Raw genomic sequence first — 12,872 nt, 5'->3', positions numbered from 1 at the left:
AGTAGATAAGCGGTTATAGAGATTAGGGGGACGTAACGAATGCTCAACAGTACATAAGAATTACATAACATCCACAACAAAATTAAAGAACTCAAAGAACTAAAAACCAAAGAATGAGAAAGGAATAAGCAATGAACATTATCCAGACACGGTTACGCGAGCTCTTTCGCAATGACGCAGGCATGACCACATTAGAATATGCAATGGGAGCACTTGCCGCAATGGCATTAGCCGCTGCCTTATATATGGTGGTCAGCAGTGGTACAGTTTCAGATGCGATTGAGTCAATTATCACTGATGCACTGTCGAAACGTCCCTCATAACCGTCGTGGGTTACTACGCGATCAGTGAGCAATAAGTGAACATAACAGGGGATTGAGAAAGGGGAGGTAATGCGGCACCAGATAGTCAACGCGGATACTTTTTGTACTCGATTTTCAACGGATATCAGCAGAAAAATACAAAACACATTACTCAAGCAATGGAGAGTGCGGTGGTGGTCAAAGGTGCTCAGCTCACCGAGACTATCGTGTGTGGGTAGAGATAACGGCATGGTGACTCTGGAATCAGCACTGGTCATGGCTGTCATGATGATGTTTGTGTCTTTGCTTGTTGGTGCCCTTTTTACTATCGGAGCATATATCAGTGCTGTTGATATTGCTGGTGCTGCAGCGCGCGCTTATAGCATCGGAATAGAATACACGCCGAGCAATGGCAAGGTACGTGTGCAAGAACAAGGGGAATTGATTAGTGTTACGGCAACTGTTCCAGCATTTTTTATTGATGTTCAGTCCAGTGTTGTCTTTCCTAAAGAACAGTTTTAGGAGGTTAATGCAACGCCAAAGAAAAATTGTGTGCAATCAAGATGGTAATGTCACGATTGTTGCAATAGCGATGATCTTTGTATGCATGAGTATCTTTATCGTGTGCATAACTATGAGTACGCGCGTAATACATCGACATCAAGCAAAAGTCATTGCCGACGTATCAGCAGTAGCAGGAGCATATGCACTCTATGCCGGTAATTCAGCCTGTGATCGCGCTGAGGAAGTAGCACATGATAATGACGCACTCCTGGTTTCTTGTGTGTGCTCAGGAGAAGATGTTGAAATCAGCATCGAAATAGAAAAAGTGCAGGCGTCCTCCCGAGCAGGTCCGGTGCACTAGTCATCACACTGTCACGTCGTCACACACGGTGAGCTTTAGGCTTGAGTGGCATTCAACAATGCTTTTAGGAGCAATAAGGCATCGGCTTTGCTCAGTGGATTATTACCATTGCCGCATTTAGGTGATTGGATACATGAGGGGCACCCTTTTTCACAAGAACAGGAATCAATCACAGCATAAGTCGCGGCAATCCAATCACCAAAATGCTCAAAACCACAATCAGCAAAACCAGCACCACCTGGATGAGCGTCATAAACAAAAACAGTCGGCAATCCAGTATCAGAGTGAAGCTCAGTAGACACCCCACCAATGTCCCACCGGTCACACGTGGCAATCAACGGGAGCATACCAATGGCGGCGTGTTCTGCGGCATGAAGAGCACCAGGAACATCAGCAATACCACAAGCAGAAAGTAACGTGGGATCTACTGTATATGCCACAGCTCGAGTACGTAACTGACTTTGCGGAAGTTCCAAAGGAATCAACCCAAGGGAACTGCCATCAAAATACGATCGAAAATAACCGATGACCTGGGTCGTAACCTCAACATCGATATTAGAGATCCAGATTCCTGGTGCAGGATTGCTTATATGCTGTTGATCGGGGCTAGAAAGGACACGGATATTCGTCGTCGAGCGTGAATGCGTGATGTAATCAGGGGTTTCGGGTTTTACTAAAGCAATTTTGCCCGCTATATCGAGATCTTCTACTAAAAACGACTCTCCTTGGTGCAAATACACCGCGCCAGGGTGTGCTTGGGCAAAAACTTGCGCACTACTTATCGAACCCAAAATACGACCATCGCTTGAGTCCACAATGACAAAATCGCTCTCATTGCCCCGAAGAGACACCTGAGCATGAGGATCCGGAGAATGTGGCGGCAAGGTGGTAAACCAGCCTGCGGCACGTCGTCGGAGCAATCCTTGCTCTGCCAAATCAGCTGCCACCTGTTCAGCCTGCAAAGCAGCAAGCTCTGCATCACTGAGGGGTGCTTCCAATGCAGCGCATAAAACATGGTGCACAAGGATATGTGGATTAGTAGGGTCAAAGATATTTCGCTCAATCGGGCGTTCTAATAATGCTTGTGGATGATGAATCAAAAACATATCCATAGGCTCGTCCCTGGCCACCAAAACAATAAGGCTACTTTGCCCTCGACGCCCAGCCCGCCCTGCCTGCTGCCAAAAACTTGCCGCAGTGCCAGGATAACCAGCCATAACCACACTATCTAAACCACCAACATCAATCCCTAACTCAAGGGCATTAGTGGAGGCAACGCCAAGGAGAGTACCGTCGTCAAGGTGACGTTCTAACTTACGACGCTCCTCAGCCAAATATCCTGCCCGATATGCGGCAATACGCTCAGCAAGATCGGGACGATCTCTCTGGGATAAAATGCTGCTACAGCGCAGGGCAACAATCTCTGCTTGGCGCCTGGAACGCACAAAACTTAATGTTCGTGCTCCCTCGGCTACCAGAACAGCCATAATTTCTGCTGTTTCATGTGAAGCTGAGTACCGAATGGGTGCAACCGCTTTAGTCTGAACACGAGAATCAGCGTCGGTATCGTCTGCCGCAGCAATCTCAGCAGTATTTTCGGCAGCATTAACCAATCCTGGTTCCCACAACATGATTGTGCGTGCTCCTGTGGGGGCACAATCTTCAGTTACTGCATGAACCTGAGCGCCAATGAGATTACTGGCATGAGCTGCAGGATCATTGCTGGTGGCAGAGGCAGCAATCACTGTTGGCTGTGCGCCATAGCGAGCACATATTCTCAACAATCTTCGCAACACTAAAGACACATGGGCGCCAAAAACACCGCGATAAGAATGGCACTCGTCGACAACGATGTACTTTACGTGTCGCAATAGTCTGGCCCAGCGAGCGTGATTGGGCAAAATCGCATGGTGGAGCATATCTGGATTGCTGAAAATAAATCGAGAATGCTCCCGGATGGCTGCGCGCGCATCTGTGGGGGTGTCACCGTCATAAGGAGCAGGATGAACATCGGATAATTCCTCAATCGCGCTGGTCATCGCAGTGATAGCTCCAAGTTGATCCGCGCCTAGTGCTTTGGTTGGTGTGAGGTAGATAGCGCAGGCAGTAGGGTCAGTGGCGAGAGTGGACAGAATTGGTAGCTGATACCCTAATGACTTTCCTGATGATGTTCCAGTAGCAATCACGACGTGTTTCCCAGCAAAAGCAGCGTCGGCGCAATCCATTTGATGCTGATAAGGTTTGCTGATTCCGGCGTCGTAAAGCCACGAAATAAGCGCTGGCTGAATCCATGATGCCCATTGGCTATGGCGAGCAGGCCGTGGTGCTAAGTGCGCAATGTGGGTGTAAGAGGAATGTGGCAGCGCTTCGGTGATTGCTCTGGTGAGTTCCATACCAAGCTGATCCCCCAATACGGGGTTATTTTCATGCATAGTCCATTACTTTCAGTGCAGGTGAGCGCATTTTATCCACATAAAACACTAACGACGTATCCAAGTGATTATAAACGTGGCAGACTGAAAGAGGTCGCTAAGGCTTGTCTTAAATCGCTTTGATTTATGGATGAGCATTATTTTTACGAAAGTGATCTGCGGGTTCCATTGACTTGAGTGCCTGTGGTGTCTTACGCATTGTGAGGATGATCGACCCACCGCAATTCGGTAATGCACCGAGTAATACACATATAGTGAGGATTTTTTATGGCACAGGGAACTGTGAAATGGTTTAATGCTGAAAAAGGCTTTGGTTTTATCGCGCCTGAAGATGGGGGCGCAGATGTTTTCGTACACTACTCTGAAATCACTGGTAATGGTTTCCGTACTCTAGAAGAAAACCAGCGTGTTGAGTTCGAGATCGGCGACGGCGCAAAAGGACCACAGGCACAGCAGGTACGTGCACTCTAAAACATATCAGTGAGCTTTGTGCACACTACAGTTTGCACGCTACGGCATGAGCGCAATACGAAAAGCGCATATTGTGGGGCGGGAAACTGCAACAATAACCCCAGGCAATTAACCCAGTGGTAAAGAAAACGACCTTAATTTTCTGCCCATGTGTTAATTTTCTGGGTTTTGCGCTATCTGGTGTCATGATCTGTGGTCATGCAGCCGATAGTGCAGCTAAGGTAGCGAATGTATCAAATGTGCGATTACCCGAGCAGAATAAAATAGCTTATATGCTGCTTTTTTAGGTAAAAGTGCATAGGTGCACCGTACTATTGAGGCAATAAGAAACAAAATTACATAATTATTGATTATTGCTAGAACATCATTAAACACTGAAGTGAGGTTGTATCTTTCATGGCAGATGGCAAAGGCACCAAGAGCCTCGTTATCGTTGAGTCTGCAACGAAAGCCAAGAAAATTGCGCCCTACCTCGGATCGGACTATATCGTCGAGGCGTCAGTGGGGCATATTCGTGATCTGCCACGCGGTGCAGCTGATGTGCCCACCAAATACAAAAAAGAACCCTGGGCACGCTTAGGGGTCAATACAGAAGATAACTTTAAGCCGCTCTATGTGGTTAGCCCAGAGAAGAAAAAGAAAGTAACGGATCTTAAAGCCAAACTCAAGCAGGTAGATGAGCTTTTGCTGGCAACTGACCCCGACCGTGAGGGGGAAGCAATTGCGTGGCATCTACTCGAGGTGTTAAAGCCAAAAGTCCCAGTTCGTCGTATGGTTTTTAATGAGATCACCAAGCCTGCGATTCTTGCCGCTGCGCAAAATACGCGCGATCTAGATGAAAATCTTGTCGACGCTCAAGAGACTCGGCGTATTCTGGATCGGCTCTATGGTTATGAAGTCTCACCTGTGCTGTGGAAGAAGGTTATGCCACGGCTTTCTGCTGGCCGGGTGCAGTCGGTAGCCACTCGTGTGATTGTCGAGCGGGAACGAGAGCGCATGGCGTTCGTTTCAGCTGATTATTGGGATTTAACTGCTCAATTCAATACCGGCAAAGCCCAAACGAGTGCGGCTGAACCCACCACGTTTAGTGGTCGTTTGGTCAGCGTCGATAAGCGTCGGGTTGCTACCGGGCGAGATTTCACCGACAAAGGTGAATTACAGGGCAATGTGGTGCGCATCAATGCTCAGCGTGCGCAAGAGTTAGCTGCTGCTCTTGAAGGTCAACCGATGACAGTAGCTGCAGTGGAGGAAAAACCCTATACTCGCAAGCCTTATGCGCCTTTTATGACCTCTACGCTGCAACAAGAGGCAGGGCGAAAGTTGCACTTTACCTCTGAGCGCACCATGCGTATTGCACAGCGACTCTACGAAAATGGTCATATCACCTATATGCGTACCGACTCCACTACCTTGTCTGAGCAGGGGCTCAAGGCTGCTCGGGAGCAGGCAGTATCGCTGTATGGCAAAGAATATGTGGCAGATAGTCCGCGACGCTACGACCGTAAAGTAAAGAACTCTCAGGAAGCGCACGAGGCGATTCGCCCAGCTGGTGAGTCTTTTATGACTCCAGATCAATTACGCTCTCAGCTTGATGCAGAAGAGTTTAAGCTCTACGAATTAATCTGGCAGCGCACTGTTGCCTCTCAAATGGCAGATGCAAAAGGCACTTCCATGAAAGTAACTCTGGCTGGTGCTGCTATCGATGGTTCTGAAGTAGAGTTTGCCACCACTGGTCGTACCATTAGTTTCCAGGGATTCTTGCGTGCCTATGTGGAAACCAGCAGATTATCCGATGGTCGGGATGTGGCTGATAATGCAGAGCGCCATTTACCGCAACTTACCAAAGGTGATCCTATTGGCGTGGACGCAATCGAAGCCGATGGACATTCTACTAACCCACCTGCTCGCTACACCGAGGCATCATTGGTGAAGAAAATGGAAGACTTAGGCATTGGTCGTCCATCCACCTACGCGTCGATTATTAAAACTATCCAGGATCGTGGCTATGTCTACTCCCGTGGCAATGCCCTGGTGCCAAGCTGGGTAGCATTTGCAGTAGTGGGACTTTTGGAGAAAAGTTTTGCCTCACTTGTGGATTATGATTTCACCTCCTCAATGGAAGATGAACTCGACGACATTGCCGCAGGTAGAGAAAATGGCACCCACTGGTTAAGCGGTTTCTACTTTGGCGATGCCCAGGCGTCAGGAGCCACAGCAGAATCCATTGCGCGCGATGGCGGCCTCAAAGCAATTGTTGGCGATAACCTCGAGTCCATCGATGCTCGTGAGGTCAACTCCCTCAAGCTATTCGACGACGACCAAGGGCGTGCCGTTGTGGTGCGCGTCGGGCGCTATGGTCCTTATATTGAGCGTGTGATTGGGCACAAAGATGGGCAGCCAGAGTATCAACGCGCTAACCTTTCCGACACAATTACCCCAGATGAGCTTAATAAAGAGCTTGCAGAGCGACTCTTTGCTACTCCGCAATCAGGGCGTGAGCTTGGACGAAACCCACAGAATAATCGCATGATTGTGGCTAAGGAAGGTCGCTATGGTCCTTATGTGACTGAGCTAGTCAATGAGGATGAGCGCGAGAAAATCACTGCTCAAGCTGAGCGAATCGTTGCTGAAGAACGCGCTGCAGAGGACGCACAGCGTGCAGCAGAAGGCAAGCGCCCAAAGAATTGGGAGACGAAGACGGCAGCGGCGCAAAAAGAAAAGCGGATTAACCAAATCATTGAAGATACGCTTAAACCGGCTACTGCGTCATTGTTTAGTTCCATGGAACCAGCGACGGTCACCCTAGAAGAGGCGTTGCAGCTGATGTCTTTGCCGCGTGAAGTAGGCATTGACCCTAGCGATGAGCAGATGATTACTGCGCAAAATGGTCGTTATGGGCCGTATCTGAAAAAGGGCACGGATTCGCGTTCCTTGGGTAGTGAGGAGCAAATTTTCACCATCACTCTCGACGAAGCGCGTCGCATTTATGCTGAGCCGAAGCGTCGTGGGCGTGGTGCTACTCCATCTGCACTTAAACATCTTGGTGATAATGACGTGTCTGGTAAGCCGATGAGTGTGAAAGACGGGCGCTTTGGTCCTTATGTCACTGATGGCGAGGTTAATGCTTCGCTTCGTCGTGGTGATGATCCGCTTTCGCTTACCGACGCGCGCGCCAATGAATTGCTCTCTGAGCGTCGGGCGAAAATGGCTGCCGAGGGCAAGCCGGTGAAGAAGGCGACGAAGAAGAAAGCAGTAAAGAAAACCACAAAGCGTGTGGTGAAAGCAGGGGCGAGGAAACGCTAAGCGGCCAGGTGCTCGGTAAGTTAGGTGAGCTAGTTAAGAGCGATCTGCCAAGGTAGGGCGAATGGGGCGTGCTAGTTGCGTCATCATTTTCCTACCGCGTAGCTCTACGGATTTCATGAGCGTCCACCGGGCTTGTTCTGCTTCATTTGCCTGTGCCAGCGTTGCTGCGTTGGTCAGGACTCGCCCAGGGGCGTCTTTGGCTAATTCTGTTAAGCGTGCTGCAGTATTGACCGCGTCACCAATGACTGTGTACTCAAAGCGATCATGCCCACCAATATGACCAGCAACAACGTGACCAGCTGCGACGCCAATGCCAGCTTGGAGTCGGAGATCTTTGAGCTCGTGGCGCATTTCCCGGGCAGTGGCCAAGGCGTGGCTGGTGGCGTCGGAAAGCGAAATGGGAGCACCGAATACGGCTAGGGCTGCGTCGCCTTGGAACTTGTTGATGATGCCTTTGTGCTCGTGCACGACCTTAACGACGCGCTCAAAGAACTTATTGAGTTCTTCTACTACCTCTTCGGGTTCGTGATTGACCGCAAAATTAGTGGAGCCAATAACATCGATGAATACGACGGCGACCTCACGGTCTTCACCACCAAGTTCTGGGCGTTCTTCTAAAGCTCGGCGGGCAACTTCTACGCCTACATAACGACCAAAAATATCGCGCACTCGTTGGCGTTCGTGCAGGCCACGCATCATTTCATTGAATCCTGCTTGGAGAACACCAATTTCGGAGCCATCGTAAATATCTACTTGGACATCTGTATCGCCACGACGCACTTTGTTAATGGCGCGGCGTAATTCCACAATGGGGTCAACGACGCTCATAATCACCAGATATGTGCCCAAGAAACCAGTGATGAGGGCAGTAACACACAGGGCAATAACAGCAGGCATGATGTCTTGAATGTCATCAGTGAAATAGCCTGCTTCGTGGCCAGTAAACATCAGCAAGATACCGATAATTGGCACTCCTGAAGTAATCCCCCACGTCAGATGGAGTCGATAGGCGATAGGTGGCTCCAGGGTAGAATCCTCAAAGCGACGAGCTAAGGCAGTGGCAGCCAAGGGGCGAATCAGGTGCTCAGATTGCAGATATGTGAGAACCATGACCACGCCACCAGCAAGAGCAGAGACGATAGCAACTACGAGGGCTAGTTTTCCTGAGGTTTGTGCCGTGGCAATGGTGACAATAATAATGCCGATAAACCAAATAAAAGCGCACAGAAAAGACTGGTAAATAGGGATGCGCATAACTAGATTGCGCACCATGTTTTGGTCATGTTTATCTGGGTTGCGTTGCCAGTCAAGCACCGGGCGGAAAAACATAAACGTAAGGACGATGCCTAGGAAAACAGCAACGACGAGATATGCAGGGCCAATGGTGCGCAACATTCCAGGTGCGGAGAGAAATTCTTGAAATTCCGCTAAGGGGACGAGGTAGCGCAGGAACATCATCACTGCAATGGCTGCTAGTACGTTGCTTCCCATGACGGTAGCGGCATAGAGCGGCCAAGAGGTTCCTAAAAGCCATTTGAGTGCGCGCCACAGTCTGGTCATATTTGACTACTTTAATAGCCAATCTCTGCTTTGGGAAAGCGGTGGCTGAAAAACTATGTATCGCTGTGCCATAGCAGCAAGGTTGCTTGTAGGCTGGAGAGCGTGAATGATGTTTTTAGCCAATGGGGTGTGAGCGAACACGTTGCTGTGCGATTGCGGGCAGCAGCTCAGGCAGCGCGAGAAAAACAACAGGGGTCAGCGATGACGCATTCGTGGTTGTTCACTGGTTCCCCTGGTTCTGGGCGTTCTACTGCGGCATTGGCATTTGCTGCTGCATTAGAGTGCGAGCACCCGAGCATTATTGGTTGTGGGCAATGTGCGCAATGCACGGCAGTTCATGCTCGTACTCATGGTGATGTATTTTTTATGGAACCGCGAGAACTTATTGTTTCGGTCAAGACGGTGCGCGAGGAAATAGTGGCACCAGTGGCAACGAAACCGATGGTAGCGCCGTGGCGAGTGGTGATCGTCGATAATGCGGACAGGCTTAATGATCAAGCAGCGAATGCGCTCTTGAAGACTTTTGAGGAACCGCCGGCGCACGCTGTTATTATTTTGTGTGCTCCGTCTACTGATCCGGAAGATGTCATTCCGACGTTGGTGTCGCGCAGTAGGCATGTGTATATTCCGCAGCCAACTGCAGCGGAGGTTGCACAATTGTTGATAGGTGAGGGAGTGCCTGAGAATCATGCGCATTTAGCGGCTGTGGCCACTGGTAGTCATATTGGGCGTGCGCGTCGATTAGTGCATGATGAGCAGGCGCAACGCCGTCGCGTGAGTATCTTGAATCTTGCAGAATTAGTGTCGCATGGTGACCAAGCCTTTTTAGCTGTTAGTGATATTGTCAAGCGCATTACTAAGGCTGTCGACGAAGACCTAGGGCAAGAAAATGAGCAGGAGTTAGAAAAACTCCGCACTGCTTTGGGCATGGGCGCTAAAGGAAAAGGCGCGCAAAAAGCCCTTCGAGGGGCAACGACGCAGCTCAAAGAGTTAGAAGCGGTGCAGAAGAAACGGAAAACGCGTGCTTTGCGAGATGCTCTCGATCTGGGTTTGGTGGATTTAGCGGGGCTATATCGAGATGCGTTGATGTTGGCTAGTGGTGCGGCTAAAGGTGCGCATAGTGGGCAGCAGGCGGGAGAGGTGGAGTTGATTCACCCCGATATGTTTGGGTTGTCTCAGGAGATGAGTGCTGCTGGTAGTGAAAGTCTCACTGCGTGCATTGACGCGATTATGGAATGTAGGCAGGACATTTCTGTTAATGTGCGTCCAGAAACAGCTCTCGACGCTATGCTTGGCAAAATACGACTTGCTTTAGGGCTTTCCTAGTGTGCTCTGTGGAGTAGGTGATATTTGCTGCTTGGGGTGGACATATTGTAGAGTAATCCCTCGGTATGTTGTGTTGGATACCGTGCCGCTTTAGCTCAGTCGGTAGAGCATCTCACTCGTAATGAGAAGGTCGCGAGTTCGATTCTCGCAAGCGGCTCTGTCAGAACGTCACTCTGGTTACAAGGATTCCTGGCTCAGCTAGGAAGTGTTCAGGGTGGCGTTTTTGCTGTTCCGGGGTGGGGTCGGATTGTGTGGGTTGCTGAGGGGCAAGTAGTGGGTACTCGATGGCAACATCGTCCAAGTGCCGTTATTCGCGTATCTGGCACGATTGTGTTTTCTGGTTGACAGGCAAAGCAGGTATGCGCATACTTATAAGTATGCCTACCAAGAACATTTACGTCTCAGAAGCAGATATGCAACTTTTTGAGGAGGCTGCACAGCATGCCGAAAGCGTTTCGGCGGCTGTTATTCAAGCACTTCAAGACTATGTGAGCGACCGACGTCACGCAGCCAAAGGTTATGAAAAGATAGAACTGACGCTTCATGAAAATGGTGTGCGAAGAAAGGTGATGTTTCATGGTCTAGAAATAACCCGCGTCGAACGTCCAGTGGAAGAGGGTATTCAGATCGATACAATCTACGAAACTGCAAAAGGGCAGCTTGCAGTTGCAACAAAAACTCGTAAGGTCTTGCCCGACTGGGTCAAAGAGAGCTCCCGTATCTGGGATAATCCTCAGACATGGTCGCGAGACTTTTGGGTGGTAGGCGATAAAGTTCTGGCTGTTTATCCAGATATTGCAAGTTTACAGTCGGTGGATGAGTACCTAGCTGAGCGTTGTGAATCCGCACTTTCAGCAAAACCTTTCGAAGTGCTGGACATCTAACAACAAAACATTAAAAGTCGTAGCCTCCTGCTGGTAGTAAACACAGAAAGAACAACAATGACCGCTGAAAAAGCTAAAAAATCCAAACGAGAATCCTCCATGACCCCGGAGGAAATAAAACGCGCCTGGTGGGTCATGGCGGCACTGATGGTATCCATGCTGCTTGCCAGCCTGGACCAGATGATTTTCTCCACCGCGCTGCCCACTATTGTTGGGGAACTTGGCGGCGTGGACCACATGATGTGGGTTATTACCGCATATATGGTGGGAGAAACTGTCACGCTGCCTATTTATGGAAAACTTGGTGACCTCATTGGCCGCAAAAAGTTATTCATTAGTGCTTTGGTGATTTTCCTCATTGGCTCCATCTTGGGTGGAATTGCGCAATCCATGGATATGCTCATTGCTGGCCGTGCCGTGCAAGGAATAGGTGGCGGTGGTTTGATGATCCTTTCCCAAGCCATTGTTGCTGACATTATTCCCGCCCGTGAACGTGGCCGTTTCATGGGTATGATGGGCGGCATTTTCGGGTTATCTGCGGTGCTTGGCCCACTTCTTGGTGGCTGGTTTACTGAAGGAATTGGTTGGCGCTGGGCGTTTTGGATGAATCTTCCTTTGGGCGCACTGGCGATCGCTATTGCCATTGTTGTGCTGAAGATTCCTAGCCTGAAGCAAGAGTTTCACTGGGATTACCTGGGCACATTCTTTGTCATTATTGCTACGGTTTCTTTGATCCTGTTCACTACGTGGGGTGGTTCCCAGTATGAGTGGTCTGATCCGGTGATTATGTGGCTGATTGGCATCACTATTGTTGCGTCTATCCTGTTGGTTGTGGTGGAATCTCGCGCTAAGGATCCACTCATTCCGCTGAGTTTCTTCCTGAACCGAAACTTTGCTTTAACAACCGTCGCTGGTTTGGTTTTGGGTATTGCCATGTTTGGTGTGTTGGCTTATCTGCCTACGTATATGCAAATGGTTTCCGGCATTTCTGCCACTCAGGCCGGATTTATGATGATCCCAATGATGGTTGGCCTGATGGGCCTGTCCATTATTTCCGGTGCTTTGATTTCTAAAACGGGCCGGTACCGTATTTACCCTATTGTTGGTTCCATTTTGATCATCATTGACCTTGTTTTGTTCAATCAATTAACGGTGGAAACTCCGCTGTGGCATATTGGTGCGCTGCTATTCCTGCTGGGTGTGGGTATTGGTTTGCAGATGCAGGTATTTATTTTGATTGTGCAGAATACGCTGCCTATGGAGGTTGTGGGTTCCGCTACGGCAGTTAATAACTTCTTCCGCCAGATTGGTGCGTCTTTGGGATCCGCTTTGGTTGGAGGGGTGTTCGTCGGGAATCTGAAGGATCTGCTGGGGCAGCGCCTACCGGAGGCTATGGCATCCATGCCGCCGGAGCAGGCTGCGAGTATGCAGGGTGGGCAGATTGATACTAACGACGTCACGCCTGCCGCTGTCCACGCCATGCCGGAGCCGTTGCATGGTGTGTTTATTGGTGCGTATAACGACGCCCTTGTGCCCGTGTTCCTGATTTTGTTGCCGATGATTGTTTTCTCCCTGATTCTTGCGCTGTTTATTAAGCATGAGCCATTGCGTGAAGAATCTTTGGCGCAGAAACTGGAGCATGAGGTGGCGTAGTACTTTTATCTTGTTTGTTGACATGGAAATATCATCGAATACCACAGTAAGATGTTGTTGAAAGAGCTGGAAATCA

General features: G+C 49.5%; 10 protein-coding genes and 1 tRNA gene. 9 read left to right on the top strand and 2 right to left on the bottom strand.

Going from position 1 to position 12,872, the window contains the following annotated elements; genetic code table 11:
* The first annotated feature begins 131 nt into the window (after window positions 1-131).
* The 3 genes from EML15_RS09610 (at window position 132) to EML15_RS09600 (ending at window position 1,167) form a co-directional block, all read left to right on the top strand.
* Complete coding sequence (locus tag EML15_RS09610) at window positions 132-323, top strand: DUF4244 domain-containing protein (RefSeq protein ID WP_144275164.1); 192 nt, start codon at window positions 132-134, stop codon at window positions 321-323.
* A gap of 210 nt (window positions 324-533) precedes the next feature.
* Window positions 534-824, top strand: coding sequence for a hypothetical protein (locus EML15_RS09605; RefSeq protein WP_255456006.1), 291 nt, complete (start codon window positions 534-536; stop codon window positions 822-824).
* 7 nt (window positions 825-831) lie between these two features.
* Entirely contained in the window at window positions 832-1,167 is a 336-nt protein-coding gene (locus EML15_RS09600) for an Rv3654c family TadE-like protein (RefSeq protein WP_185967232.1), read from the top strand.
* 35 nt (window positions 1,168-1,202) lie between these two features.
* Here EML15_RS09600 and EML15_RS09595 read toward each other — a convergent pair whose 3' ends face one another.
* A complete protein-coding gene (locus tag EML15_RS09595; protein WP_144275168.1) occupies window positions 1,203-3,599 on the bottom strand; it encodes a DEAD/DEAH box helicase in 2,397 nt (798 codons plus the stop codon).
* A 267-nt stretch (window positions 3,600-3,866) separates the two neighbouring features.
* On the opposite strand from EML15_RS09595, the gene EML15_RS09590 reads away from it, so the two are divergent.
* Window positions 3,867-4,070: a cold-shock protein gene (locus tag EML15_RS09590; RefSeq protein WP_144275170.1), complete on the top strand. Its 204-nt coding sequence runs from the start codon at window positions 3,867-3,869 to the stop codon at window positions 4,068-4,070.
* A 396-nt stretch (window positions 4,071-4,466) separates the two neighbouring features.
* Window positions 4,467-7,373 carry a type I DNA topoisomerase gene (topA, locus tag EML15_RS09585; RefSeq protein WP_144275172.1) on the top strand — a complete coding sequence of 969 codons (2,907 nt, stop codon included), beginning with the start codon at window positions 4,467-4,469 and terminating at the stop codon, window positions 7,371-7,373.
* 33 nt (window positions 7,374-7,406) lie between these two features.
* On the opposite strand, the gene EML15_RS09580 is transcribed toward topA, so the two are convergent.
* Window positions 7,407-8,933, bottom strand: coding sequence for an adenylate/guanylate cyclase domain-containing protein (locus EML15_RS09580; RefSeq protein ID WP_144275174.1), 1,527 nt, complete (start codon window positions 8,931-8,933; stop codon window positions 7,407-7,409).
* 102 nt (window positions 8,934-9,035) lie between these two features.
* Here EML15_RS09580 and EML15_RS09575 point away from each other — a divergent pair, with 102 nt between their 5' ends.
* From EML15_RS09575 to EML15_RS09560, 4 genes are all read left to right on the top strand, one after another.
* A complete protein-coding gene (locus EML15_RS09575) occupies window positions 9,036-10,259 on the top strand; it encodes a DNA polymerase III subunit delta' (RefSeq protein WP_255456007.1) in 1,224 nt (407 codons plus the stop codon).
* A gap of 84 nt (window positions 10,260-10,343) precedes the next feature.
* A tRNA-Thr gene (locus EML15_RS09570) sits at window positions 10,344-10,416 on the top strand.
* Window positions 10,417-10,636: 220 nt separating this feature from the next.
* Entirely contained in the window at window positions 10,637-11,143 is a 507-nt protein-coding gene (locus tag EML15_RS09565; RefSeq protein ID WP_144275176.1) for an EXLDI protein, read from the top strand.
* Between the two features lie 57 nt (window positions 11,144-11,200).
* Window positions 11,201-12,796, top strand: coding sequence for an MDR family MFS transporter (locus EML15_RS09560; protein WP_246858245.1), 1,596 nt, complete (start codon window positions 11,201-11,203; stop codon window positions 12,794-12,796).
* Window positions 12,797-12,872: the final 76 nt, after the last annotated feature.

It is taken from the genome of Corynebacterium sp. sy017, from assembly GCF_017918135.1.
GTDB lineage: Bacteria > Actinomycetota > Actinomycetes > Mycobacteriales > Mycobacteriaceae > Corynebacterium.
The sequence above is the reverse complement of the archived record's forward strand: the minus strand, read 5'-3'. Positions and strand labels throughout refer to the sequence as shown.